Origin of the sequence: Micromonospora sp. NPDC023633 (assembly GCF_040640035.1) — a bacterium.
Classification (GTDB): domain Bacteria; phylum Actinomycetota; class Actinomycetes; order Mycobacteriales; family Micromonosporaceae; genus Micromonospora.
The window spans coordinates 16,453-41,689 of record NZ_JBFABB010000009.1; the positions used below are offsets into that span (position 1 = coordinate 16,453).

The following is a 25,237-nucleotide window of genomic DNA, read 5'->3' on the forward strand; positions in this document are numbered from 1 at the left end:
CGCACCCAGGGCCGATGTAAAGATTTCTAGACACGAAGTCAAAGATTCGGTACCTTCGTGATGTCAAAGATTCCAGACATACGGAGGGCTTGCCGTGACCCACGAAGAGAAACGCGCCTGGATCGGGCTGGTCGTCGCCGTGCTCGGTTACTCCGCCTACGTGGCCCTCATCGCCAGCCGCGCCGATGGTCGCTCGCTGCCCGACGTGCCGTACGTGAGCGCCCTGTTGTGGACGGTCGGCGCGGCCATCGTCGCGTCGATCGTGGCGGAGATCGGCATGGCCGTCGTGAATCCGCGCGCGCCGCGCGCCAAGGACGTGCGGGACCGTGAGATCGGGCGGCTCGGCGACCACGTCGGCCAGTCGTTCGTCGTCATCGGCGCGGTCGCGGCGATGTTCATGGCCATGGCGGACTGGGACCGGTTCTGGATCGCCAACGTCATCTACCTGTGCTTCGTGCTGTCGGCCATCGTCGGCGGCATCACCAAGGTCGTCGTGTACCGCAGGAGCTTCCCGCAGTGGTGAAGCCGACGCAGGTCACCAACTGCATCCGCGCGCTGCGCTTCGCGCACGGTGAGATGACCCAGGCCGAGCTCGCCGAGCGCATCGGCGTGACCCGGCAGACCCTCATCGCCATCGAGCAGGGCCGCTATTCGCCGTCCCTGGAAATGGCCTTCCGGATCGCCCGGGTGTTCGGCGTTCCGCTCGACGACGTGTTCCAGTACCCCGACTCCCCTGAGGAGAAGTCATGAAGGCGATCGTCCGAGACGTGTACGGCCCGGCCGACGTGCTCGAACTCCGCGAGGTCGACAAACCCTCGATCGGAGACGACGAGGTGCTCATCGAGGTACGCGCCGCCGGCCTGGACCCGGGCGTGTGGATCTTCATGACCGGCCGGCCCATGGCGGTGCGGCTCGCGGCCGGGCTGCGCCGGCCCAGGGTCGCGGTGCTCGGTCGGGCCGTCGCCGGTGTGGTGGTGGCGGTCGGCGCCGGCGTGACCCGCCTGCGCGCCGGCGACGAGGTGTACGGCACCTGTCAGAGCGGCTCGTTCGCCCAGTACGCGACAGCGCGGCAGCACCGGGTGGCACCCAAGCCGGCCAACCTCACCTTCGAGCAGGCGGCGGCGGTGCCCATCTCCGCGGTGACCGCGCTGCAGAGCATCCGCGACGCACGTGTGCAGCCCGGACAGCGGGTGCTGATCACCGGCGCGGCCGGAGGTGTCGGGTCGTTCGCCGTCCAACTGGTCACGGTGTACGGGGCGAGCGTGACCGGCGTCTGCGGCACCTCGAAGATCGAGCTGGTGCGTTCCATCGGTGCCGAGGACGTCATCGACTACACCCAGCACGAGATCGACCGTGGCGGCGCGCGGTACGACGTCATCGTCGACACCGCCGGCAACCGGCCGTTGTCGCTGCTCCGGCGCGCGACCACGCCGCGCGGGACGATCGCCCTCGTCGGTGGCGGCCACGCCACGGGCCGGCTGCTCGGCGGCTTCCAACGCCAGATGGCCGCGCCGCTGCTCTCCCTGTTCGGCAGCCAGCGGGTGCGCGGCGTAACCGCTCGGGAGCGCTACGAGGACCTCGAGGAACTGACCACCCTCATCGAGGCGGGCTCGGTCACCCCGGTCATCGACCGCAGCTACGCCCTCGTCGACGCGCCCGACGCGATGCGCTACCTCGCCCAGGGCCATCCCGCGGGAAAGATCGTCGTCACGGTGTAGCCCCGCCGGCAGCGGCACCGCACGCCCCTCCCGGCGACCGCGAACCACACCAGTCCATCCGCTGGCGACGACGACCCACCAAAGGGTCGGCCGTGGCGGGCCAGGCCACCGACCGGACGTACCGGTTCGGCAGACGCCAGCGCCACTTCGTCGCCACCGCCGGGGGGGCATTATGGCCGGTCGCCGATCCGTCCACACTGGTCGGACGGTCCGGAGTTCGGAGGCGTTCGTGGTCGGATCTCCGTCCGCCCAGATCTGGTCTGCGCCGGACAACGTCGATATCGTTACCGGCCAATCGGACGGCCGATGACCGTTCGTCGTCAGCCGACCTCCCCAAGATTCGAGATCAGGAGGACGCGCTCGTGGCCTCACCCGCCGATTCGACAGTCACCGGCGACGACGTCGAGCCGCAGCGGCCCATTCCGCGGTTCCTCACCGAGTTCACGCCCACTCGGTGGCGCCGTCGGCTGAGCCCTTTCTCGCGCGTGCCCAAGCACTCCAAGATGGGCGAGACCTGGCACGTGGCGGCGAAGACCGCCCCGGACGAGCTGGTCATCGTCGATCGCCCGCCGGACATCGACCCCGGCGGAGCCGAAGCCCGCACCTACACGCAGTGGGCGGAACTCGTCGACCGCGCCGCAGCCTGGCTGCACAAGGCGGGCGTGCGCCCGTGGGACCGGGTGGCGATCCTCAAGCAGAACCACCTGGACATCGTCGTTCTCGGCTGCGCCATCGCCCGGATCGGCGCCATCCCCTGCATGTTCTCCGGCTCCTACGGGCCGGAGGCGATGATCCCGATGCTGAAGCGGCTGGAACGGCCGTTCCTGCTGACCGACCAGAAGCACCTCGACAAGTGCGGCATCACCCCCGAGGTGGTGGCCGAGCTCACCGTACGGACGATCAGCGTCGACGCGGTCGCGGACCGGCCGGACGTGCTGCGCCTGGACGACTTCAAGGACGCGCCGCCGGTCCAGCCGAACATGCGCGAGTTCAAGGAGCCGGTGGTCATCACGCACACCTCCGGCACCACCGGCATTCCCAAGCTGGTCATGCACTCCGCCGAGTCCATCTACGCGATGGCGATCGTGGAGACCGAGCGGTGGCCCCGGTTCGGGCTGCGGCGCAGCGACACGGTGGCGTTCTGCGACCCCTACACGCACGAGCGGCTCACCACCATGCAGTTGGCGATGGCCGCGGTCGGCCCGCGGGTGATCTACCTGTCCGACCCGCTCTCGCCACGGGTCCGGGAGCTGCTGGCCGAGCACAAGCCGACGCTGGTGGAGGCGCTGCCGAACATCTACCTCGCCTGGGAGCCGCTGGCCCGCGACCCCGCCGGCCTGTTCAGCAACGTGCGGGAGTACGTCAACTCGTTCGACGCCATCCACACCCGCACGATCCGCACCTTCATGGCCGCCACCAAGCGCCGGTTCCCGATCTGGGTCCAGTCGTGGAGCCAGAGCGAGAACGGCGCGCTGTGCATCCGGCCGTTCTTCCGCTTCGTCGTGCGCCGCAGGGGGCACCGGCCGCCGCCGACGCAGCTGATCGGCTGGCCCATCCCGTTCCACGCCAAGATGCGGGCGGTGGACCCGGAGACCGGCAAGGAGGTCCCGCGCGGCCAGGTCGGCCTGATCGAGATCGACCAGCCGGGACGGTGCCTCGCGTACGTGGGCGAGCAGGACCGGCATGACCTGAAGTGCAACGGCAGGTGGTGGAACACCGGCGACCTCGCGGTCATCAACAAGTGGGGCGCCGTGCGGATCGTGGACCGGGAGATCGACCGGATCCCCGGCGGCAGCGCGATCGAGTTCGAGGACCTCATCCTCGACCGGATCGAGTACACCACCGAGGTCGTCATCCTTCCGGTCGCCGGTGACCTGCCGGTACCCGTGGTCAGCACCGCGGACGACGTACCGCTGGACAAGGCCGACTGGGAGCGGGCGGTCGCCGACCTGAGCCCGATGGCCGCGCCGATCCAGATAAAGTGGGACGAATTCCCGCGAACCGGCACATGGAAGATCCGCCGGGTCGCGCTCCGGGAGAAGCTGCTCTCCGGTGCCCAGGCGATCGGCATCGGGCGTTGGAGCTGAGCGTCCTCATCCCCTGATCACCCCGACGCGGCGCCGGTCCTGACTGTGCCGGCGCCGCGTCGTTCCGGACCACCGCGGTCGAGCGAAGGGTAACTGTGATGTTGGATCTCCTCGGCCGGCTCGCGCACCGGGCGCGCTGGTGGGTGATCGCCGCCGCCGCGGTGTTCCTGGTCGGCGCGGGCGGCTGGGGAGCCGGCGCCTTCGACGACCTGGCGGTCGGCGGGTTCACCTACGCGGCCAGTGAGAGTTCCCGCGCCGACGAGGTCGAACGCAAGGCGCTCGGACGCAACGACGCGGACGTCGTCGTGCTGTTCGGCAGCGACCGCTGGACGGTGGAGGACCCCGCGTACGCCGACGCCGCCCGACGCGTGCTGGACGGGCTGCCGGCGGACCGGGTCGAGGGCGTGACCGACTACTGGCGGGCCAGCGTTCCCGCCCTGGTCAGCACCGACCGGCACGAGACGTTCGCGGCGGTGCAGATCGCCGGCGCCACCGAGAACGACCGCCTCACCAACTACCTGGCCATCAAGGACAGCCTGACCAGCCCGGACCTCGACGTCACCGTCGGGGGGCCGCTGGCGCTGATCGACGACGTCAACAGCCAGAGCAAGGCCGACCTGACCCGCGCCGAGGCGCTGGCGTTGCCGATCCTGTTCCTGCTGCTGGTGCTCATCTTCCGCAATCTGCTGGCGGCGCTGCTGCCGGTCGTCGTCGGGGTGCTGGCGATCGTGGGCTCGATGGCCGGCCTGCGGCTGCTGGCGCAGTTCACCGACATCTCGATCTTCGCGGTCAACGTGGTCACGCTGCTCGGTCTCGGGCTGGCCGTGGACTACAGCCTGTTCATGGTCAGCCGGTTCCGGGAGGAACTCGGCGCCGGCCACCCCGTCCCGGAGGCGTTGCGGCGGACCATGGTCACCGCGGGCCGGACCATCGTCGTGTCCGCGGTGACCGTCGCGCTCGCGCTGGCCAGCCTGGCCGTCTTCCCGCAGGTGTTCCTCCGGTCCATCGCCGTCGGAGGGGTCGCCGCGGTGCTGCTGGCGGGGTTCTTCGCGATGACCGTGATGGCGGCGATGCTGTCCCTGTTCGGGCTGCGGCTGCGGGAACGTCGCCGCAGGCCGGTCGACACCGACCCGGACTCCGGCGCGTGGGCGCGGATCGCGCGGACGGTGATGCGCCGACCCGTACTCATCGGGGGCGCGGTCATCGCCGTGCTGGTGGTTCTCGGTCTGCCGTTCCTGCGTATCTCCTACGGCTGGCTGGACACCCGCGTGCTGCCTGCCTCGGCGGAGAGCCGGCAGGTCCAGGACACCATCGAACGGTCGTTCCCGGACAGCGTCACCCGGCCGATCGAAGCCATCGTCACGCTGGACGGCCCGGTGACCGGTTCTTCCGGCCGGGAGGAGATCGCCGCGTACGTGCAGCGGGTGGCCGCCCTGCCGGACGTACGGCAGGCGGACCTCAGCGGTCTGGCCGGCGACACCGCGCGGGTCACCGTCCGCTTCGACGCGGAACCGATCTCCGAGCAGGGACGGGACCTCGTCGACGCCGTCCGCGACGTCGCACCGCCGCCGTCCGGCACGGTGCTGGTCGGCGGCGACGCCGCCGGGTTCGCCGACCTGATGGACATGCTCGCGCAGCGGCTGCCGTGGATGGCGCTGCTCGTCGTGGTCACCACGTTCGTGCTGTTGTTCCTGTCCTTCGGCTCGCTGGTGCTGCCGGTCAAGGCGATCCTGATGAACGTGCTGAGCCTGACCGCGGCGTTCGGCGCGGTGGTGTGGGTCTTCCAGGACGGCAACCTCGCCGGGCTGCTGCGGTTCACCTCCACCGGCAACATCGACGTGGTGCAACCCATCCTGATCTTCGCCGTCGCCTTCGGACTGTCGATGGACTACGAGGTGTTCCTGCTCTCGCGCATCCGAGAGCACTACGACCTCAGCGGTGACAACACCGAGGCGGTGGCGGTCGGGTTGCAGCGCTCCGGCCGGATCATCACCAGCGCGGCCCTGCTGCTGGTGGTGGTGATCGGGTCGTTCGCGACCGCGAGCGTGCTGGTCGTGAAGATCATCGGCATCGGGCTCGCCCTCGCCGTCGTCGTCGACGCCACCGTCGTCCGGGCGCTGCTGATGCCGGCCACGATGCGGCTGCTCGGCCGGCTCAACTGGTGGGTGCCCGGGCCACTGCGACCGCTCTACAGCCGGTGGGGGATCCGCGGCGAGAGCGCCCACCTGGACGCGGAGCGTACGACCGTGTAGAGCCGCCCCGCCGCGGTGTCCGCGGCGGGGAAGTCACCGCCCGTCGTGAGGCGCGCCCGTGGCCTGGGGGACCGCCCCCAGGCCACGGAATGGAAGGTCAGTAGATCAACGCCCGGCCGAGGCCCATGTCGGTGAGGCGGGTGGAGTGCACGATGCTCGTGACCTCGACAGCCTTCTGGAGGCGCTCCTCGGGTGTGGTGTCGACCAGCCGCCGCCCGTCCCACACCTCGTAGTCACCGATGGCGGCCAGGTGCGGGGCGATGCCTTCCTGGAACCAGTTCTCCCAGCGGGTGAGCTGGTCGGACACCGGCAACTGCTCCCACAGCCGCATGCCGTCGCGGATGAGCGCGACGAGGCGTTCCTTGTCGTCGGGGTGCCGCTGCACATGCTCCCGGATGATCGACGTGCCGACGGCCAGGTGGCGCACCTCGTCGATGGCGGCGCCCTTCTCCATGTCCGCCATTCGCGGGTCGATCGGCCGCCACTTGCGCTCGCTGAGTTCGAACGACGGGGCGAGGAACCCTTCGACCAGGATCGTCAGCAGCACCACGCCGCCGAGGAAGTCCTGTCGATCGCGCACGATCGGCATGCCGTACTCCTCCAACGGATCGAGGATGGCCGCCCTGTCGTGCGCGGTCTCCCGGGCGATGACGGCGGCGACGTCCCGCTCGTCGATGCCGAGGTTCCGCAGGTGGTTCCGGAAGATCATCGCGTGCCGGGTCTCGTCCATCAGCTGCGTGGCGTAGAACTCGGCGGTCGTGGAGTCCGGCGCGCACGCCACGATGTAGCCGATCGCGCGGGCCGCCCGCTCCTCGGCCAGCGCCCGGAACGCGACCTCCTGGATCAGTGCGTCGCGCAGCGGACCGGGCTCGTGCAGGAAGTCCGGGGTCACCAGCTCCGGCGAGTAGCCGACGATGTTTCCGCGCAGCGTGCGCTGCGGGACGTTGGCGAACCAGTACCGCAGGTCGCAGTCGCGTGCGGTCAGCCGGATGCCCTCCGCGCCGTCGAACAGGGCGGACGCCTGGTCCCAGTCGGCGGCGTCGTCGGCCGTCATCCCCGACCGCTCGCCGGAGCGGGGGACGGCGGGCTGGGGACTGTAGGTGACCGCCGGCTGCGGGCGCGGGGCGGGCACGGTGACCGGCGCCGCCTCGGCTCGATCAGGGGCCGGGGTGGGGGCCGGCTCGATCGTGCGGTCGGGCGCGGGTGCGCCGGCCGACGCGACCACGGACGGCGGCGCCGGCGCAACCGGTGCCTGAGGCGCGACTGGCGGCTGTGGGGCAACCGGGGCCTGAGGTGCCGCCGCTGATGGTTGCGCGGCCGGTGCCGGGGCGCTGTCGTTCATCATGAACGGGCCGGTGCCGTCGAGGAAGTCGACAAGCGGCGCCGCGACGCTGGCCCGCGACGGCGGGTGGAACGCGACGCACTGACAGGCCGCGACCAGGTAGGCCACCTCGGGGGAGCGGATGAAGGACATTCCCCCGAGCATCTCGACCGCCTGGCGGGCGGCGTCGGTGATGGCGTCCTGCGCGCCGTAGCGGGCCATCAGCACACGGGCCAGCGCGTCGTTGTCCGTGTCGCCGGCCTGCATGGCGCGGGCCGCGCCCTCCAGCAGCTGCGTCGCCGTCTCCAGGCGGGTGCCCAGGGCGGCGCGGTCGGTGACCGCGCCGCGCCGGTCGGCCAACGCGCGTTCGACGAGCGCGCTGGCCATGCCCAGGTACGACGCGGTGATGAGCAGCTCGAACCAGATGAACCCGACGGTCTGCAGGTCGTCGAGCATCCCGTCCGGGCCGTTCTCGGTCGGGATGACCAGTTCCTCCTCGATGAACACGTCGGTCAGCCGGACCTCGTCGCTCTCCGCGCCGGCGAGCACGCTGCTGCCCCAGAACGGGTGCCGGGTGATGCCGCGCAGCGTGGCCGGCATGAGCAGGAAGGCCGTCTGCTGGCCGCCGCCCGGTGCGGGCACCGCCACGCTGGCCGTCAGCAGGTCCATCGAGTGGCTCAGGCTGCACGGCTTCTTCGACCCGTTGATCCGGTAGCCGCCGTCCACCGGCGTCGCCGTCATCGCGGGGGAGAGGATCCCCTGGGCCGGGCGGCCCTCGGCGAAGCCCGAGGAGACCAGCAGGTTGCGGCTGGTGATCGCCTCCAGCAGGGCCCACTCCATGCCCGAGTTCTTGATGCTCTCGGCGAAGGTGAACAGCGTCGCCACGGAGAAGTGGTGCATCGTGGTCGCGACCGCCAGCGACGGCGCGTGGGCGCCGATCGCGCGGGTGACCCGTACCGCGTCCAACGGGGACGCGCCGAGCCCGCCGTAGTCCTTCGGGATCACCAGGCTCGGGCCGCCGCTGGCCCGGAACACCGGCAGCGTGGCGCTCCCGGCGGCCTCCCGCTGCTCGAACGGGATCTTCGACAACCCGTCGAGCAGCCCCGGCAGGTACGACTCGCAGAGGGCGCGGGCCTGATCGAGGGATCGCACAGATGTCCTCCGGGGGCGACGGTCAACGAGGGATGAGTGAGTGGGCCGCCGCGCGGCGCAGCTTGCCCGACGGGGTCTTCGGAAGGGTGCCCGGCGGCAGCACCACGATCTGCGCCGGACGGGCGTCGACGTCGGCGAGGACCCGGTTGGCGATGGCGTCGGACAGCGCCTTCTCGGCGGCCGGGTCCCCGGCCAGGCGTGACTCGACCAGCACCGCGAACGACTCCCGCGCCACCGAGTCGCCGGCCATGAGTCGTACCGCCGCGACGTTGCCGTCCCGGACGCCGTCGACGCCGGCGGCGGCGCGTTCGATGTCGGTGGGGTAGATGTTGCGGCCGCCCATGATGATGACGTCCTTGCGGCGGCCGCAGACCACGATCTGCCCGTCGACCAGGTAGCCCTCGTCGCCGATGTCCAACCAGCCGTCGTCGTCGAGGGCGGGGGTCGGGCCGTCCTCGGTGAGGTAGCCGCGGGTCACCGAGTCACCGCGCAGCTGCAACCGGCCGACCTCGCGGTCGCCCAGCTCGGCGCCGGAGTCGTCGACGACCCGCACGGCGGCACTCGGGTGGGCGGCGCCGAGCATGGGCAGCCGGCGTACGCCGGTCGGGTGGTCCTCGCCCGCCGGCACCGCCCGCCGGTTCTTCTCCAGCTCCAGGGCGTCGACGGTGTCGAGGAGCATCGGATCCGACAGCGCCGACAGCGAGATGACCAGGGCGCTCTCCGCCGCCCCGTAGCAGCAGTTCACCGCCTCGGGCCGCAGGCCGAACCGTGCGCCGGCCGCGACGAACGCCTCCACCGTCGACGGGTCGATCGGCTCCGCGCCGTTACACAGGGCCTTCAACCGGGACAGGTCGAGCGAACCGGCGTCGGCGCGGGCGAGCTGCCGGGTCAGGATCGCGTACGCGAAGTTCGGCGCGGCCGTGATCGTGCCGCCGTAGCGGCTCATCAGTTCCGCCCACACCATCGGGCGGGCGAGGAACTCCGCGGGCGTGACCATGACCAGGTCGATGCCGGTGAACATGGGCAGCAGCAGGCAGCCGACCATGCCCATGTCGTGGAAGAGCGGCAGCCAGCTGACCAGCACGTCGTTGTCGCCGCACTCGAGGTGGGCCGCGGTGTCGACGAGGTTGGCGTGGATGTTGCGGTGGGTGATCCGCACCGCCTTCGGCTCGGCGGTCGAGCCGCTGGTCAACTGCAGCAGCGCGGCGTCGTCCTCGGCGGCGGGCACGACGGTGAACTCCCGGTCGCTGTCCAGGTCGCCGATCATCAGGTGGGGGATGCCCCGCTCGCGCAGCACGCCGGCCATCGCCTCGAACGGGGCGCCCACCAGCACCAGCCGCGCGTCGATCATGCGCAGCACCCGCAGCGTGTCGTCGCGCCAGACCGACAGGTCGGTCCGCGGGGTCGGCTGGTGCAGCATGGTCGCGCTGCCGCCGGCCAGCCACGTCCCCTGGGCGACCCGCGCGACCTCTCCCGGGTCACCGGCCAGGACCGCGACGGCCTGGCGGGGGGCCAGCCCGCCCGCGACCAGTGCCGCCGCCGTACGCCGTGCCGCCTCGTGCAACTGCCCCCAGCTGCGCCGCACCGGGTTCGCGGCGGCGCAGGTGACCATGCCGCCCGGCGACCGCCCGGCGGTGCCGACCACGGCGTCGACGAAACGGCTCACCTCAGTCTCGCCAGAATCATGCCGGCCAGCCTAGACAGCCCGATCGACAAAGACCATAGATCCTTTGTGGAGTCCGTACGGGCGATTGTGCCCGCGGCCATGGCCGATAAAGGATGACCGCTGCCCGGTAGTCGACCGCGGCACTCACGATGATGATCCGGAAGGCGGCCGCCTGAATGGGTGACTCCAGGACGCAGTGGTGGTTGGATGTCGTACGCACCCAGGCGGCTGAGGCGCTCGGCCGGCCGCGGGGCGACGTCACTCCCGACGGCGCCTTCGCCGACCTGGGCTTCGACTCACTGACCGCGCTCGAACTGGCCGACCGGCTGTCCGAGGCGAGCGGGCTCCAACTGTCCGGCACCCTCGCCTTCGACTATCCCAACCCGCAGGCCCTGGCCGAGTACCTGGCCGCACAGGTCGACGGCCCGGACGCGGACCCGGGACCGGGGCACCGCAGCGCGACCGGCGAGCCGGGCGGCACGCGGTCGGGTGAGCCCGAGCCGATCGCCATCGTGGCGATGGCCTGCCGCTTCCCCGGCGGAGCGGCCACCCCCGAGGACTTCTGGACCTTCCTGGCCGACGGCCGCGACGGCGTCGGCCCGTTCCCGACCGACCGGGGCTGGGACCCGCAGGTGTTCCATCCCGACCCCGACCGCCCCGGCTCCACCTACGCCCGGCACGGGGGATTCCTCTACGACGCCGGCGACTTCGACGCCGGGTTCTTCGGCCTGTCGCCCCGCGAGGCGTTGGCCACCGACCCGCAGCAGCGGCTGATGCTGGAGATCTCCTGGGAGGCGCTGGAACGCGCCGGCGTCGACCCCCGCACGCTGCGCGGAAGCCGCACCGGCGTGTACACCGGCGTCATCGCCAGCGACTACGCCCCGCGCCTCGGCGCCATCCCGGCGGAGGTCGCCGGCTTTCTGATGCCCGGCAACGCGTCCAGCATCGTCTCCGGCCGCGTGTCGTACGCGCTGGGCCTGGAAGGGCCCTCGCTGTCGGTCGACACGGCCTGCTCGTCGTCGCTGGTCGCGCTGCACCTGGCGGCCCGCTCGCTGCGTAGCGGCGAGTGCGACCTCGCCCTGGCCGGCGGGGTCACCGTGATCGGGACGCCCTTGGTGTTCACCGAGTTCAGCCGCCAGCGCGGCCTCTCCCCGGACGGGCGGTGCCGGTCGTTCGCCGCGTCCGCCGACGGCACCGGGTGGGCCGAGGGTGCCGGCGTGCTGGTCCTCGAACGGCTCGCCGACGCACGCCGCCACGGCCGGCGCGTCCTGGCGGTCCTGCGGGGCAGCGCGGTCAACTCCGACGGGGCGTCCAACGGCCTCACCGCCCCCAACGGCCCGTCCCAGCAACGCCTCATCGCCGACGCGCTCGCCGATGCGGGGCTCGACGCCCGCGACGTGGACGTGGTGGAGGCACACGGCACCGGCACCCGGCTGGGCGACCCGATCGAGGCTCAGGCGCTGATCGCCGCGTACGGCCCAGGCCGGCAGCGTCCGCTGTGGCTCGGGTCGGTCAAGTCGAACATCGGACACACCCAGGCGGCGGCCGGCGTGGCCGGTGTCATCAAGATGGTGGCGGCGCTGCGGCACGAGCGGCTGCCCCGCACCCTGCACGTCGACGAACCCACCCCGTACGTGGACTGGTCCACCGGCCCGCTGCGGCTGCTCACCGACGAGCAGCCCTGGCCGGCCGGCGCCCGGCCGCGCCGCGCCGCGGTGTCGTCGTTCGGGATCAGCGGCACGAACGCGCACGTCATCGTCGAGGAGGCGCCGCAGGACGAGCCCGCCGCCGGGACCGACGACACGGCCGTGCCGGCGCCGCTGGTGCTCTCCGCGCGGACCGTCCCCGCGCTGCGCGAACACGCCCGCCGCCTCGACGCCTTCCTCGACGCCCACCCTGACCTGCCGACCCGCGCGGCGGCGGTCGCGGCAGCCCGGCGGACGGCGTTCGAACAGCGCGCCGTCGTCCTCGACCGCGCCGCCCTCGCGACGCTCGCCGCCGGGCAGGACACCCCGGCCGTGGTCACCGGCATGGCGGGCGAGGGCAGGCTGGCCCTGGTCTTTCCCGGACAGGGATCCCAGCGCCCCGGGATGGGGCGGGAACTCGCCGCGGCCGAACCGCGCTTCGCCGCCGCCCTGGACGAGGTCTGCGCCGCCCTGGACCGGCACCTGGACCGCCCCGTCCGCGCGGTCGTCGACGGCGACCCGGACCTGCTGGACCAGACCGAATACACCCAGCCGGCGCTGTTCGCCGTCGAAGTGGCGCTGTACCGGCTGCTGCGACACTGGGGCGTGCGGCCGGACTTCGTCCTCGGCCACTCGATCGGGGAGATCACCGCCGCCCACGTGGCCGGAGCGCTGTCGCTGGACGACGCCGCCCGCCTCGTCGTCGCCCGCGGACGGCTGATGCAGGCGCTGCCCGCCGGCGGCGCGATGGCCGCGATCCAGGCCACCGAGCAGGAGGTCGAGCCGCTGATCGCCGACCCCGCGGCGCAGGTCGGGCTCGCCGCCGTCAACGGCCCGACGTCGGTCGTCATCGCCGGCCCGCGCGACGCGGTGCAGACCGTCGCCGACGCGTTCGCCGCCCGAGGACGCAGGACCACCCGGCTACGCGTCAGCCACGCGTTCCACTCCCCGTTGATGGAGCCGATGCTCGCGGACCTCGCCAAGCTGGAGGCGGACCTCACCCACCGGGCGCCGGAGATCCCGCTGGTCTCCAACGAGACGGGCCTGCCGGTGGACATGATCACACCGGGGCACTGGAGTCGGCACGCGCGGCAGCCGGTGCGGTTCGCGCAGAGCGTACGCCGGCTTCGCGAGCAGGGGGTGAGCCGGTTCCTGGAGGTCGGGCCCGGCGGCGTGCTGTCGGCCATGGTCCTCGACTGCGTCGGCGACCTGGACGCCGACACGGGTGACCCGACGATCGCCGTGCCGCTGCTGCGCGACGGGCGCGACGAACGGGACTCCGCCTGGGACGCGGTGGCCCGCCTGTTCGTCCGCGGCGTGGACGTCGACTGGCCCGCGCTGGTCGGCGGGGACGTCCCGCCCGTGGAGCTGCCCACCTATCCGTTCCAGCACCGGCGGTACTGGTTGACCCCAGCGGCCCGGCCGCTGCCCGGGGAGCCGGTCGAGACGCCGGACGCCGCAGTGTTGACCGGCGAACTGTCGGTCGCTGCCCAACCGTGGCTCGCCCAGCACCGGGTGGGCGGGGCGGTGGTCGTGCCGGGGGCGCTGCTGGCGGAGCTGGCGGCGCGCGCGGGGGCGCACGCCGGGTGCCCCGAGGTGGTGGAACTCCTGCTGCAGGCGCCGCTGGTGCTCCCCGAGGCCGGCACCGTGCAGACCCGGGTGGTCGTCGCCGGGACCGACGGCGATCCGACCCGCCCGCTGACGATCCACGCGCGCCCGCCCGGCGGAGCGTGGACGCCGCACGCGACGGGAACCGTCGCCCCGGTGCGGACCAGCGACGCCACCCGGTTGAAGCTGTGGCCGCCGCCGGGCGCGGCGCCGTTGGACACGGAGGGCTTCTACGACCGCCTGCGCGCCGGTGGCTACGACTACGGCCCGGTGTTCCGGGGCGTCGGTCGGGCGTGGAAGCGGGGCGACGAGATCTTCGCCGACGTGACGTTGCCGGCCGACGCCGCCGGCGCGGCCGAGGGCTTCCTGCTGCACCCGGCGCTGCTCGACGCTTCGCTGCACGCCCTCGGCCTGCTCGGCGACGCCGGGGCGGACGACGGGATCGCGCTGCCGTTCGCCTGGACGGGCCTGCAGGTGCACGCCGCAGGCGCCACGGCGCTGCGGGTCCGGCTGACCCGCGACGGCGACGGTGTCGACGTCGTCCTCGCCGATCCGTCCGGTGCGCCGGTCGCCTCGGTGCGGCACGTCGCGCTGCGGCCGATCGCCCCCGACCGGCTCGCCCTCGGGCCGTCCGGGTCGGGCGGCGGGTACGAGCTGCGCTGGGTGCCGGCCGCTGCGGTCCGCTCCGAGCGGCCGGTGGTCTGGCTCGACGGGTTGACGGCCAGTGACCAGGTTCCCGACCTCGTCTTCACCGAACTGCCGCCGGGCGGTGACGACCCGCACCCCACCGTCGCCGCCGCGCTCGACCTGGCACACCGCTGGCTGGCCGACCCGCGGTACGGCGCCGCCCGGTTGGCGGTGGTGACCCGGGGGGCCGTCGGGGAGCAGTGCCGGGATCTGGCTCAGGCGGCGGCGTGGGGGCTGCTGCGCTCGGCGCAGTCCGAGCACCCCGACCGGCTCGTGTTGATCGACCTGGACGACGACCCGGCGTCGCGGCAGGCGCTCGCCGCGGCCGGCGCCGCCGGAGAACCGCAGGTCGCCGTCCGCGCCGGCAACCTGCTGGTGCCCCGGCTGCGCCCGTCGGCCGCCGACGGCCACGGCCCGGAGACCGGGGCCCCCGCTGGTTCCCCGGCCGTCACCCGTGTCGGAGCACGGCCGTGGGCCCCGCAGGGCACCGTCCTCGTCACCGGCGCGACCGGCGCCATCGGCCGTCTCGTGGCACGGCACCTCATCGAGCGGCGCGGGGTGCGGCACCTGGTGCTCACGTCCCGGCGTGGAGCCGACGCCCCCGGCGCCGCCGACCTGGTCGGCGAGCTGTCCGCGCTCGGCGCGGAGTCGGCACGCGTCGTCGCCTGCGACGTCGCCGACCCGGCGGCCCTGACCGACCTGCTGAGGTCCGTCCCCGCCGAGCATCCGCTCACCGCCGTGCTGCACCTGGCCGGTGTGCTGGACGACGGGGTCGTCGAGACGCAGACCCCGCAGCGGGTGGCCGCAGTGCTGCGGGCGAAGGCGGACGGCGCCCGGCAGCTGCACGAGCAGACCCGCGGCTGCGACCTGGCCGCGTTCGTGCTCTTCTCCTCCGCCGCCGGCCTGCTCGGCTCGCCCGGACAGTCGGGGTACGCCGCCGCCAACGCCTACCTCGACGCCCTCGCCGCACAGCGGCGCGCGCAGGGGCTGCCCGGGCAGTCGCTGGCGTGGGGCCTGTGGGAGCTGCCGGACGGGATGGCCGGGCAGGTCAGCGCCACCGGCCTGCGTCGCATGCGCGGGATCGGGCTGACGCCGTTGTCGCCGGCACGCGGACTGGCCCTGCTGGATCGGGCGCTCGACTCGGACGCGGCGACGCCGGTCCTCGTCGACGTGGACGGCGCCCTGCTCGACGGGCACGACCGGCGGTCGGTGCCGTCGGTGCTGCACGACCTGATGGCCACCGACCGCCTGGCCGGCGCGCACGTCGCCGACCTGGCGTCGCCGGCCACCGCGTCGGTCGACCCGGGGACCGGGGGCGCGCCCGGCGGCACCCGGGCCGCAGGCACGGACCTCGCCGGGACGCTGCCCGGGCTCGCTCCCGCCGAACAGGACCGGGTGCTGCGTGAGCTGGTGCTCGCCGAGGCCGCCCTGGTGCTCGGCCACACCTCCGCCGCTGACCTGGACGGCACCCGGAGCCTGCCCGAACTCGGGTTCGACTCGCTGACGGCGGTCGAGCTGCGCAACCGGCTCGCCGCCGCGACCGGGCTGACGCTGCCGGCGACCCTGGTGTTGGACTACCCGAACGTGCGGGAACTCGTCGGCTACCTGCGCGGTGAGCTGCTACCCGATCAGGCGTCCACGCCGATCGGGGTGCTGGAGGAGTTGACCCGGCTGGAGTCCAGCCTGGCCAACCTGACGATGGACGCCGTGGCGCGCAAGCGGCTCGCCGACGCACTGAACCAGCTGCTGTCGCTCGTCGACACCGAGTCGGACAAGGTCGACGCGGCGAAGGACGACTTCTTCGACCTGCTCGACTAGGGGCCCCGCCTCGGCCGCAGCAACGCGGGCCGTCTTCCAGCCGCTCCGGCGACTGGAAGACGGCCCGCGGGTCGCTCAGCCGACCGGGGCGGCCTCCACCACGGTGACCTCGATGTCGGAGCCGAACAGCCCGAGCAGGATGTTCCGGATCGAGTCGCGCATCGCCGCGCACGCCACCGGGTCGATCAGGCTCGCCAGGGAGGCGATGCCCAGGTCGAATCGGCTCTCGAACTCGACCCGAACCGCCTCGTCGGCCTCGACGACCAGCCACGAGCCGGTGAACGTCGCGAAGTCGCCCTTGGTCTGTTCGAAGTCGATGCGGCGGTTGACCGGGTCGATCTCGTCGCGTTCGGTCCAGACGAGGATGCCCCGGCGGAAGTTCACCTCCCACGTCGACTCCACCTGGGTCGGGCTGACCTGGGTCACCCCGACCGTCCGTACGGTGTCGGTGAACTCCGGATACGCCGCGAAGTCGGCCAGCCGGTCGAACGACTCCTTGGCCTCTGCCCTGGGCAGCAGAGCGTGCACGATGACGGAACACTCCATCGCGGGTGGCCTCCTCAGCTCGGGTTGAGGATCACTGCTGCAACCCCCGGATCAGGTGACGCAGGCTGACCCGCCACGCGTCCTCGGCCTGCGCCGGGGTCATCGCGTCCGGTCCGCCGGGAATCGTGCCGAACGACGTCGGCAGCAGTTCGGGGATGATGACCAGCCCGCAGACGGCCACCACGCCGTCCAGCCGTGCCAGGTCCTCGGGGGGAAGGACGTCCGCGAATGCCGGACGGACGAGCCGATCCACGATGGACGGGTCCGCGATCCGGCCGTCGGGTACGTCCATGCCGCACTCGCGGGCGGTCTCCGTCACCAGTTCGAGGTAGCGCTCCACGGGGATGCCGGCGGGTCCGGCGGTCAGCCAGTAGTCGCCCTTGCGTAGATCGGCGTCGAGCACCGCGCGGATCGCCTGCGCGACCATGTCCTGCGGGACGAGGTCGAAGAACGTGCCGGGATGCGCCGGGACGAAGGGCAGCTCGCCCGTCACCAGGTACTCGGCGAGCTGGTGCACCCCCTGGTGCTGGCGGATGACGCCGGTACGGGAGTCGCCGATGACGATCGCCGGCCGGACGATCACCGCGTCGATGCCGCTGTCGCGGACCAGCTGCTCGCCGAGGTACTTCGACGTGACGTACTCGTCGGTCCGGGCGGCTGCCTTCTCGGTGCCCAGCCTGCCGCCGCCGCCTTCGCAGCCGTACCGGGACACGTAGGCGGTGCTGACGTGGACCAGGGTCGCGTCCGCCTCGGCGGCGAACTCGACGACCCGGCCGAGGCCCTCGATGTTGAGCCGGTTGACCTCCGCCTGGTCGGCGGAGAAGTTGACGATGGCGGCCGAGTGGACCACCGCGTCGACCTCGGCGCACAGCTCACGGTAGGCGCGGCGGTCGAGCCCGAGCGAGGGGGCGTGCAGGTCCAGCCTGACCACCCGGTTCGAGCCGCCCGGCAGGCGTCGGTAGGCGGCGGCGAGCACGTCGTACCCGGAGAGCTCGGCCAGTACGGCGGTGCCCACGACGCCGCTGGCCCCGGTGACCAGGACGGTACGTCGCGTCATGCGGGGGAGTCGCTTCCGGTGTCGGGGAAACGCGCGGCCAGGCCGGCGCAGGCCCGCTCGAACGAGGCGACCAGCCGCGTCTCCTCGTCGGGGGTCATCGTGGCGGGTGGGGTCAGCCGCAGCACCGGGTGCGCGTTCATCGAGTGGTTGACGACCACGTCGTTGTCGAGCAGGTCCATCAGGAACTCCGCGGCGTGCATGGCGGAGTGGAACTCCACCCCGATGAGCAGCCCGGCGCCGCGTACGTCGGCCACCAGATGCCCGATCGGGCGCACCGCCTCGGTGATCGCCGCGAGCAGCCGCGCGCCCAGCTCGGCGGCCCGCTCCACCAGCTTCTCATCCCTGATCACCTCGACCGTCGCGCGGACGGCGGCCATGGCGAGGGGATTCGCGGAGAACGTGGACGTGTGCAGGTAGGGGTCCTTGTCGAACGGGGCGAACGCCTCCGCGGTCGCCAGGGTCGCCGCGACCGGCACCAGCCCGCCGCTGAGCGCCTTGCCGACCAGCAGGACATCGGGTCGTACGCCTTCGCGGTCCGCTGCCCACCAGGTCCCGAGCCGCCCCAGCCCGGTCATCACCTCGTCCAGGACGAGCATCGCCCCCCGATCGCGGCACAGCGCCTCGACCGCCTTGAGGTAGCCGGGCTCAGGGATGATCACCCCGCCCTCGCTCTGCACCGGTTCGACGACCACGCAGACGTCCCGGTCGACGACGGCGGCCAGTTCGTCCAGGTCGCCGAACCTGACGTGGGTGACCTCGGGCAGCAGCGGGCGGAACGGATCCTGGTAGAGCGACCGCGCGGTGAGCGACAGCGCGCCGACCGTCTTGCCGTGGTATCCGCTGTGCATGGAGACCAGCCGGTGCCGCCCGTTCGCCCGGGCGATCTTGATCGCGGTCTCGACCGCCTCCGCGCCGGAGTTGGAGAAGTGCACCTTGACCAGGCCCTCCGGCGCCACCGAGACCAACGCCTCGGCGGCCCGGGCGGCGGGCTCGTTCAGCAGCACCCGGGTGGACAACGCCTGCCGTTCGAGCTGGTCGCGCACCGCCGCGAGCACGACCGGATTGCCGGCACCGACGAAGAACACGCCGTAGCCGGCGCAGTTCAGCAGTTGACGGCCGTCCGCGGTGTGCACCACGGTGCCCGTGGCGCCGACCTCCAGTGGTGTGTGGAGCATGGCGGCGACCCGCCCCAGCCCCTCGCCGAGATGGCGGCGGTAGATCTCGAAGACACTGGAGGACACGGCGGAAGTCTGCCCGAACGGCAGCAGCCGGACAATGGTCTACTCAGGACAGGCGACGGTGACCGAACAGCCGACCCGTCGAGCATTGCTGCGGGCGTTGACCTTGCTCTATGGTGCGGCCGTGGACACGTACCGCGAGATCATTTACTCCGTTTCGGACCGGATCGCCACGGTCTCGCTCAACCGTCCAGAGGAGCGCAACGGCTACACCCTGCGGATGGCCGACGAACTCGCCCACGCGTTCGACCGTGCCGACCGCGACGACGACGTCCGGGTCGTGGTCCTCACCGGTACGGGCGAGCACTTCTGCGCCGGGCTGGACCCGTCCGTGACGGAGTTCGACACCCCCGACGACCCCGAGGCCGAGTGGGCGGAGCCGGCGGGGCGGTGCTCGATGCGGATCTTCGCGATGAACAAGCCGGTCATCGCCGCGATCCGGGGCGCGGCCGTCGGCGCGGGCGCCACCATCATCCTGCCGGCCGACTACCGCCTCGCCGCCACCGACGCACGATTCGGGTACGTCTTCAGCCGGCGCGGCATCTACGCCGAAGGCGCGTCCACCTGGTTCCTCCCGCGGCTGGTCGGGATGGGCTGCGCGCTCGACTGGATGATCAGCGGGCGGGCGTTCGACGCCGCCGAGGCGCTCTCGGCCGGCCTGGTGCACAGCGTCCACGAGCCGGAGCACCTGCTCGACAAGGCGTACCAGCTCGCACGGACCATCATCACCACCACCGCGCCGGTGTCCGTGGCGGTCATCCGGCAGATGCTGTACCGCACCAGCGCGCTGGACTCGCCGTACCCGGCGCACCGGCTGGACTCCCGCCTCTCCGCCGAGGCGCTGACCAGCGCGGACGCGAGGGAGGGCTTCGACTCCTTCCGGCAGCGACGCGCTCCGGCCTTCCCCGGGCGGGTCAGCAGCGACCTGCCCGACCACCTCCCGTGGAGGAACGAATGACATCTGTGGTTGCGGCATGACGCGGGCAGCCGGGCACGGTCCGGAAATCGCCGAACAGATCACCGTCGCCGCACCGGCGGGGACGGTCTACGCGGCCGTCGCCGACGTGCAGCGGATGGCCCGATGGAGCCCGGAGTGCGTCGCGGTCTGGGTCACCCGGCGCGACGGCGGGCAGCCGCGGCGGTTCGTCGGCTGGAACCGTCGGGGCCCGTTGCTGTGGTTCACCACCTGCCGGGTCGTCACCGCCACGCCGGGCAGCGAGTTCGCCTTCGACGTCACCACCTTCGGCCAGCCGGTGGCCCGCTGGGGCTACCGGTTCAGCGCGACCGACGGCGGCACCGAGGTGACCGAGTACTGGCAGGACCGGCGCAACGGAGCGGCCCACGTTCTCGGCCGGATCTTCACCGGCAAGGTGGCGGGCGACCGCCCGACCGCGAACCGGAGTGGCATGCGTGAGACTTTGCGCCGGTTGAAGCGGGAGCTGGAAGCGGCCTGAGCCCCGGTGGCAATTGGCGGCGATCGACGCCATGTCCTGCCGGTGCGCGTGTTCGGGACGTGGCCTGCGCGCTGGCCAACGCGCTGCGCGTCGTCACCAGGCAGCTCGCGGCAAGCAGCTCGTGGACGTCAGGGTCATGGTGTCCGGCACCGCGCTCATGAAGCGGCTGCGCCAGGGCGCCGGCGACATCATCGCGTACGACCGCCCCGGCGCCCGGCGCCCGAGGTCCACTGGGCCCGGGCGGTGGCGGACGGTACGTCCCGGCGAACAGCAGGTGCGGTGTGGGGGCGATGAGCGTGCCGCTGCCTCTCGGCCCAATGGCTCCGTGCATCGATGAGCCATCATGAGCGCCGTGGACAGACCGTTGGGACGACGGGTCAGCGCGCTTCTCGCGGCGGCGGTATGGGCGGCCGGCGCCGCCTTCCTGCTCTGGACCGTGGCGGTGCCGTACCTGGTCGCCGCGACCGGCTTGGGCCCACCGGCCGGGACGGTCGTCGTCGAGGATTGCTGGCGGAAGACCGACGTCGACGGCTCGTATACCGGCCACAACTGCAAGGGCGCCTTCACCCCCGCCGGCGCCGACCAGCCGGCGGCTGTCGTCACCTTCACCGCCAGCGGCCTGCACCGGTCGGGGAAGGTGATCGAGGTGTGGGGCGTCGAGGGCGCTGCCCTCACCGAGCGGTATCTCGGTCACATCATGGTCATGACCTGGGTGACGTTGGGCATCGTCATACTCGGCTGGACACCGCTGGTCTGGTTGCTCAGTCCCCTGGGCCGCCACGAGGACGCCGACTTCCCGCGTCTCGTCATAGTCGTCCTGCTGTCGTGCGGGGTGCTGGCCGTCCTCGGCTGCGTTCTGCTGTTGTTTCCCTGAGGGCGGCTCGCCGTGGCCGGCGCAGTCGAAGGCCACTTGCACCGCAGCCCTGGTTGCCCGCCGTGACAGTGGCGTCGTCGTACCCCCTTTGCAGGTCGCGCGCGGAGATCGGCATCCCGGCGACGTCGGAGGAGTCGTTCATCCTCGATGACGACGACACGATCGCCACCGTCCAGCGCGCGCACCGCGAAGCCTGCGAAGCGTCACGCCAAGCGACGTCATCCCTGGGTCTGGACGACGTCCTGCACGGGCACCGGCGGGGCCCGCTTCCGCTGCGGTGGGTGTATCTCCACGTGCTGCGCGAGCTCGCCCAGCGCTGTGGGCACGCAGACATTCTCCGAGAGCAGCTCATGAACGAGTAGTGCGCGGACGTCCGCCCATGCCGCCGACAACGCGCGCCCGGCCTCACGGCGGTGGTCGGCACCGGTCAGTTGCGGCCGGATCTGATCATCTAGTATCGGCGGCCGGTACGGCGCACGACATGGGGGTTGGGTGGCATGTGGCCGTTCACGAAACGGCCAAAGGATCCGGTCCTGGACCCGACCTTTGGTGACCCGCACCGGAAGGCCCTGATCCGCGCGCTGGAGAAGCGCAAGTGGAAGTTCGCCCGGGAACTGCTCGACATGGCGGCCGATCCGGACGAGATGGCCTTTCTGATGGAGGCGGTCGGCGGGGTCGACGGGGTCCAAGACTGGGTCGGCGATTGGATCGGCGCCGAGCCTGACTCGACTCTGCCTGTGCTGGTGGCCGGCTGTCACGCCGTGCACTGGGCGTGGGAGGCTCGCGGCGGCAAGCGGGCGAAATACACCACTGCTGCCCAGTTCAAGGCTTTCCATGAGCGGTTGCGCTACGCCGAGGCGTTGTTGCAGCAAGTACTCGCACGCGAACCGGACAACGTGACCGCGCGGGCATGGTTGGTCACCAGTTCACGAGGCCTGGGCGTTGGGGCGGCGGAGGCCCGGCAGCGCTTCGAGGCGGTGACCCGACTACACCCGGGGCACGTGGTCGCGCACGAGCAGCGGTTGCAGTATCTGTGTGCCAAATGGTCCGGCAGCCACGAGGAGATGTTCGACTTCGCCCGGGGCGCCGCGACGGCGGCTGGACCGAACAGCCTTCTGCACGAACTGGTGGCCGTCGCCCATATCGAGAAGTGGCACGCCAGTGAACGGGAGGAGGGCAACGAGTACATCGTCTCGGACGAGGTCCGTACCGAACTTCTCACCGCGGCGGACAACTCGATCTTTCACCCGGACTACATCCCCGCCGGCCCCGGCTGGGCACCCCGGGTGGCGACATTCGCGATGGCCTTGGAACTGGCCGACGAGTTCGACGCGGCGGGGCACGCGTTCGCGCTGCTGGACGGCTTGGTCACCGAGTGGCCGTGGCAGATCCTCGGCGACCCGGTCGAGAAGTTCACCGCCTCCCGCGACTATGTGAGCACCAACCGTAGCTGACGATCCAGGCGGAGATCGCGGTGTCCCCAGCGCCATTCCGGCGCGTCCCAGCCCCGGCGCCGACAGTGCCCTGATCGGGGTTTCTACCTGTTGACCCCCCTTCGGCGAGCCCGAAGGCGTCAGCGCCCTGGTCGCTCTTGTCAGCCGGTGCCATCCTCAACTGCCGATGACAGTGTGTCTGAACTCGACTGAAGATCGCGATGCGGCAGTCGCGAGTGATAGGGCCGCGGCTATGCGTGGGGCGGGGTGGCTGTCTTCGCGGCCGGTGTCTGGTCGAACTCGTCGCGGTTGCGGAGGATGTCGCCCTGGTGGCCACGGACCCAGTGCACGAGTCCGTCCACGGCCTCGCTCAGTGAACGGCCGAGCGGCGTCAGGGCATATTCAACCCTCGGGGGTACTTCCGGGTATGCGGTCCTGGCCACCAACCCGTCGCGGGTGAGGGCGCGCAGCGTCTGGCTGAGCATCCGCTGGGAGATGCCGGCGACCTGCTCGTGCAGCGCGGTGAAGCGCAGCGATCCGGACGCCAGGACCGTGATGGTCAGCAGCGTCCACTTGTCGCCCACCCGCGCCAGCACGTCGCGGACGAGCTCGATCGTCTGGACGCAGTCCGGCGCGACCCCGCGCTGCGCGAGTTCGGTACCACGGAAGCTTGTCATGGCTTTGTTCCTCATGCGTCAGTAGCTGACTTCAAAGTGCGTATGGGAGAGCCGGACTAAAACCGGCGGGCCCACGTTTCTTACTGATCGTAACTGACGTGCGGCCACCCTTCGTGGCCGTGACAGCGGGAGGACGACATGGTCCGGCACGACACCTTCACGATCTCGCGGCACCTCGACGTGCCGCCCGGCGAGGTCTTCACCGCGTTCGCCGACACCACGATCAGGCGGCGGTGGTTCCGGCTTCCCGGCAGCGAAGCTTCCTACGAGCACGACTTCCGGGTGAGCGGAGGCGAGACGGCGCGCAGCACCTACACCGGGCTGGACACCGCGCCCGAACGGCTCGAGTACCGGTCGCGATACATCGACATCGCGGGCACCCACCGGATCGTCTACGGCTACGAGGCCGTCGTCGACGGCGAGCTGCGATGGACCTCGCTGGTCACCGTCCGGCTCGATGCCGAAACGGACGGAACCCGCCTGGAATGGACCGAACAGGTGACCTTTCTCAGGTACGAGGGCGACGGCAGTGTGGACCTGGCGCACCTGCGCGGCGCAAGCGTGCTGCGGCTGAACGGCCTCGACTCGGCGCTGCAATCCGGACGTCGGCCTCAGTAACGGCAATGAAAGTGCGTGTCGGATGGAGGGATTGATTCGAGCCGCACAACGTTTCCGACCATCAATAACCATCGGATCAGCAGGAACGGACCAGGCATGACGAACATCGGGATCATCCTCGGCAGTACCCGCCCCGGCCGGGTCGGTCACCAGGTAGCCGAGTGGGTAGCCGAGCAGGGCGGCCAGCACGACGGCATCGACGTCGAGGTGGTGGACATCGAGGACTACGGGCTGCCGGTCTTCGACGAGCCGCAATCACCGCTACTCGGCTCCTACGCCCACGCCCACACAAGGAAGTGGAGCAACAAGATCGCCGAATTCGACGGATACGTCTTCGTCACCCCGGAGTACAACCGATCGATCCCCGCGGCGTTGAAGAACGCCATCGACTACCTCTACGGCGAGTGGAACAACAAGGCGGCAGGCTTCGTCTCCTACGGCAGCAACGTCGGCGGCGCCCGCGCGGTGGAACACCTGCGCCTCATCACGGCAGGCCTCCACCTGGCCGGCGTACGCACCCAGGTCAGCCTGTCACTCGCCACCGACTTCGCGGCGTTCACCGCGTTCACCCCCGGCGACCGCCACAACACCATGCTCCGCCAACTCTTCACCGAGGTGACCGCCTGGGCCGAAGCGCTCGCACCACTGCGCCGACCCTGACCACACTCAAACCGCTCACGATGACAGTCAGGCCACCGCCCAGGCGATGGCCTGACCCGTCGCGGCAGCCTCCGCAAACTGATCCAGGTGCTTGATTGGCGAGAGATAAACGACGCCCGCATCTGCCGCCGACCGCGCGTCACGGATCACAGCCGCCGTCCATGTGTCGCGGCGCGCGGTGGTGCCGATGAGAGCGCCGTCCCGGACGGCCGCCCGACGCAGATTGCGGTTTTGCAACCGCAACGCGTCCCATGAGGTCAACGGTCAGTCTGCCGCACAACCCGCGCTCGATGGGCTGTTCGCCGGTGCACCACGATGGGCACGAACACCACGCCGACCGCTACAGCGATCAGGGCGGCGACCCACCACGGCAACACCGGAACCAGTAGCAAACCGAAGAACAACAGCGGCACGAACACCGCAGCGTCCGCCACGCTATGGTCGGCCGACCAGCGCCGAACCCGCGAAAAGGACAGTGCGGCAGCGCCTAGAAGCGATCCATACGTCAAGAAGGCCAGCACGCCCAAAACCGGCCCCCGTCGTTCGGCCAGCCCAAACCCTAGGAGACCGGCGAGTGCCACGGCGCCGACGAAGCGCGCGGCCCTCCACGTCTGGCCAACGGACCGCGCGGATCTAGTGAGAGGTGCCACGTCAACATCATGACGAGAGATCGCGCGTTCCACATC

Annotated in this window: 21 protein-coding genes; 13 read left to right on the forward strand and 8 right to left on the reverse strand. The window is 71.6% G+C overall.

Going from position 1 to position 25,237, the window contains the following annotated elements:
• The first annotated feature begins 94 nt into the window (after positions 1–94).
• The 5 genes from AB0G13_RS04530 (at position 95) to AB0G13_RS04550 (ending at position 6,057) form a co-directional block, all read left to right on the forward strand.
• Positions 95–523, forward strand: coding sequence for a hypothetical protein (locus tag AB0G13_RS04530; protein WP_357868808.1), 429 nt, complete (start codon positions 95–97; stop codon positions 521–523).
• Positions 517–750: a helix-turn-helix transcriptional regulator gene (locus tag AB0G13_RS04535; protein WP_350712691.1), complete on the forward strand. Its 234-nt coding sequence runs from the start codon at positions 517–519 to the stop codon at positions 748–750. The genes AB0G13_RS04530 and AB0G13_RS04535 overlap by 7 nt, the downstream gene beginning before the upstream one ends.
• Positions 747–1,718 carry an NAD(P)-dependent alcohol dehydrogenase gene (locus AB0G13_RS04540; protein ID WP_357868811.1) on the forward strand — a complete coding sequence of 324 codons (972 nt, stop codon included), beginning with the start codon at positions 747–749 and terminating at the stop codon, positions 1,716–1,718. Before AB0G13_RS04535 ends, AB0G13_RS04540 begins: the two co-directional genes overlap by 4 nt.
• Positions 1,719–2,203: 485 nt before the next feature.
• Complete coding sequence (locus AB0G13_RS04545; RefSeq protein ID WP_357868813.1) at positions 2,204–3,805, forward strand: class I adenylate-forming enzyme family protein; 1,602 nt, start codon at positions 2,204–2,206, stop codon at positions 3,803–3,805.
• Between the two features lie 98 nt (positions 3,806–3,903).
• Entirely contained in the window at positions 3,904–6,057 is a 2,154-nt protein-coding gene (locus AB0G13_RS04550; RefSeq protein WP_357868816.1) for an MMPL family transporter, read from the forward strand.
• Positions 6,058–6,154: 97 nt separating this feature from the next.
• Here the strand turns inward: AB0G13_RS04550 and AB0G13_RS04555 are convergent, their stop codons facing one another.
• Positions 6,155–8,530 carry an acyl-CoA dehydrogenase family protein gene (locus AB0G13_RS04555; protein ID WP_357868818.1) on the reverse strand — a complete coding sequence of 792 codons (2,376 nt, stop codon included), beginning with the start codon at positions 8,528–8,530 and terminating at the stop codon, positions 6,155–6,157.
• Positions 8,531–8,552: 22 nt separating this feature from the next.
• The gene (locus AB0G13_RS04560) at positions 8,553–10,196 is read right to left on the reverse strand and encodes a fatty acyl-AMP ligase (protein ID WP_357868821.1); all 1,644 of its coding nucleotides are present in this window, start codon (positions 10,194–10,196) and stop codon (positions 8,553–8,555) included.
• Between the two features lie 176 nt (positions 10,197–10,372).
• Here AB0G13_RS04560 and AB0G13_RS04565 point away from each other — a divergent pair, with 176 nt between their 5' ends.
• Complete coding sequence (locus AB0G13_RS04565; protein ID WP_357868823.1) at positions 10,373–15,994, forward strand: type I polyketide synthase; 5,622 nt, start codon at positions 10,373–10,375, stop codon at positions 15,992–15,994.
• A gap of 75 nt (positions 15,995–16,069) precedes the next feature.
• On the opposite strand, the gene AB0G13_RS04570 is transcribed toward AB0G13_RS04565, so the two are convergent.
• From AB0G13_RS04570 to AB0G13_RS04580, 3 genes are read right to left on the reverse strand one after another with little or no spacing between them, the layout of a single operon-like run.
• Positions 16,070–16,540 carry an SRPBCC family protein gene (locus AB0G13_RS04570; protein ID WP_357868826.1) on the reverse strand — a complete coding sequence of 157 codons (471 nt, stop codon included), beginning with the start codon at positions 16,538–16,540 and terminating at the stop codon, positions 16,070–16,072.
• 31 nt (positions 16,541–16,571) lie between these two features.
• Positions 16,572–17,597, reverse strand: a complete 1,026-nt coding sequence (locus AB0G13_RS04575) for an SDR family oxidoreductase (protein WP_357868829.1) — start codon at positions 17,595–17,597, stop codon at positions 16,572–16,574.
• Positions 17,594–18,838, reverse strand: a complete 1,245-nt coding sequence (locus tag AB0G13_RS04580; protein WP_357868831.1) for an aminotransferase class III-fold pyridoxal phosphate-dependent enzyme — start codon at positions 18,836–18,838, stop codon at positions 17,594–17,596. The genes AB0G13_RS04575 and AB0G13_RS04580 overlap by 4 nt, the downstream gene beginning before the upstream one ends.
• 121 nt (positions 18,839–18,959) lie before the next feature.
• On the opposite strand from AB0G13_RS04580, the gene AB0G13_RS04585 reads away from it, so the two are divergent.
• From AB0G13_RS04585 to AB0G13_RS04605, 5 genes are all read left to right on the forward strand, one after another.
• Complete coding sequence (locus AB0G13_RS04585) at positions 18,960–19,793, forward strand: enoyl-CoA hydratase-related protein (RefSeq protein WP_357868835.1); 834 nt, start codon at positions 18,960–18,962, stop codon at positions 19,791–19,793.
• Between the two features lie 16 nt (positions 19,794–19,809).
• Entirely contained in the window at positions 19,810–20,289 is a 480-nt protein-coding gene (locus AB0G13_RS04590; RefSeq protein ID WP_357868838.1) for an SRPBCC family protein, read from the forward strand.
• Between the two features lie 352 nt (positions 20,290–20,641).
• Complete coding sequence (locus AB0G13_RS04595; RefSeq protein ID WP_357868841.1) at positions 20,642–21,163, forward strand: hypothetical protein; 522 nt, start codon at positions 20,642–20,644, stop codon at positions 21,161–21,163.
• Between the two features lie 68 nt (positions 21,164–21,231).
• Positions 21,232–21,525 (forward strand): DUF664 domain-containing protein, encoded by a 294-nt coding sequence (locus AB0G13_RS04600; RefSeq protein ID WP_357868992.1) that lies wholly within the window; start codon positions 21,232–21,234, stop codon positions 21,523–21,525.
• A 135-nt stretch (positions 21,526–21,660) separates the two neighbouring features.
• Positions 21,661–22,617, forward strand: a complete 957-nt coding sequence (locus tag AB0G13_RS04605) for a DUF4034 domain-containing protein (RefSeq protein WP_357868844.1) — start codon at positions 21,661–21,663, stop codon at positions 22,615–22,617.
• A gap of 230 nt (positions 22,618–22,847) precedes the next feature.
• Here AB0G13_RS04605 and AB0G13_RS04610 read toward each other — a convergent pair whose 3' ends face one another.
• Positions 22,848–23,273: a helix-turn-helix domain-containing protein gene (locus tag AB0G13_RS04610; RefSeq protein WP_357868847.1), complete on the reverse strand. Its 426-nt coding sequence runs from the start codon at positions 23,271–23,273 to the stop codon at positions 22,848–22,850.
• Positions 23,274–23,411: 138 nt separating this feature from the next.
• Here AB0G13_RS04610 and AB0G13_RS04615 point away from each other — a divergent pair, with 138 nt between their 5' ends.
• Positions 23,412–23,891 (forward strand): SRPBCC domain-containing protein, encoded by a 480-nt coding sequence (locus tag AB0G13_RS04615; RefSeq protein ID WP_357868850.1) that lies wholly within the window; start codon positions 23,412–23,414, stop codon positions 23,889–23,891.
• A gap of 96 nt (positions 23,892–23,987) precedes the next feature.
• Entirely contained in the window at positions 23,988–24,551 is a 564-nt protein-coding gene (locus AB0G13_RS04620) for an NADPH-dependent FMN reductase (RefSeq protein ID WP_357868853.1), read from the forward strand.
• 27 nt (positions 24,552–24,578) lie between these two features.
• On the opposite strand, the gene AB0G13_RS04625 is transcribed toward AB0G13_RS04620, so the two are convergent.
• Together AB0G13_RS04625 and AB0G13_RS04630 are read right to left on the reverse strand one after the other, a co-directional pair.
• Positions 24,579–24,812, reverse strand: coding sequence for a hypothetical protein (locus tag AB0G13_RS04625; RefSeq protein WP_357868856.1), 234 nt, complete (start codon positions 24,810–24,812; stop codon positions 24,579–24,581).
• Positions 24,809–25,072 (reverse strand): hypothetical protein, encoded by a 264-nt coding sequence (locus AB0G13_RS04630; RefSeq protein ID WP_357868859.1) that lies wholly within the window; start codon positions 25,070–25,072, stop codon positions 24,809–24,811. The genes AB0G13_RS04625 and AB0G13_RS04630 overlap by 4 nt, the downstream gene beginning before the upstream one ends.
• Between the last annotated feature and the right edge of the window lie 165 nt (positions 25,073–25,237).

What these genes read in the sequence shown, in the direction of transcription:
- AB0G13_RS04540 (WP_357868811.1), top strand. Translation starts at nt 747, where the DNA reads ATGAAGGCGATCGTCCGAGACGTGTACGGCCCGGCCGACGTGCTCGAA.
- AB0G13_RS04550 (WP_357868816.1), top strand. Translation starts at nt 3,904, where the DNA reads ATGTTGGATCTCCTCGGCCGGCTCGCGCACCGGGCGCGCTGGTGGGTG.
- AB0G13_RS04565 (WP_357868823.1), top strand. Translation starts at nt 10,373, where the DNA reads ATGGGTGACTCCAGGACGCAGTGGTGGTTGGATGTCGTACGCACCCAG.
- AB0G13_RS04570 (WP_357868826.1), bottom strand. Translation starts at nt 16,540, where the DNA reads ATGGAGTGTTCCGTCATCGTGCACGCTCTGCTGCCCAGGGCAGAGGCC.
- AB0G13_RS04575 (WP_357868829.1), bottom strand. Translation starts at nt 17,597, where the DNA reads ATGACGCGACGTACCGTCCTGGTCACCGGGGCCAGCGGCGTCGTGGGC.
- AB0G13_RS04590 (WP_357868838.1), top strand. Translation starts at nt 19,810, where the DNA reads ATGACGCGGGCAGCCGGGCACGGTCCGGAAATCGCCGAACAGATCACC.
- AB0G13_RS04605 (WP_357868844.1), top strand. Translation starts at nt 21,661, where the DNA reads ATGTGGCCGTTCACGAAACGGCCAAAGGATCCGGTCCTGGACCCGACC.
- AB0G13_RS04610 (WP_357868847.1), bottom strand. Translation starts at nt 23,273, where the DNA reads ATGACAAGCTTCCGTGGTACCGAACTCGCGCAGCGCGGGGTCGCGCCG.
- AB0G13_RS04615 (WP_357868850.1), top strand. Translation starts at nt 23,412, where the DNA reads ATGGTCCGGCACGACACCTTCACGATCTCGCGGCACCTCGACGTGCCG.
- AB0G13_RS04620 (WP_357868853.1), top strand. Translation starts at nt 23,988, where the DNA reads ATGACGAACATCGGGATCATCCTCGGCAGTACCCGCCCCGGCCGGGTC.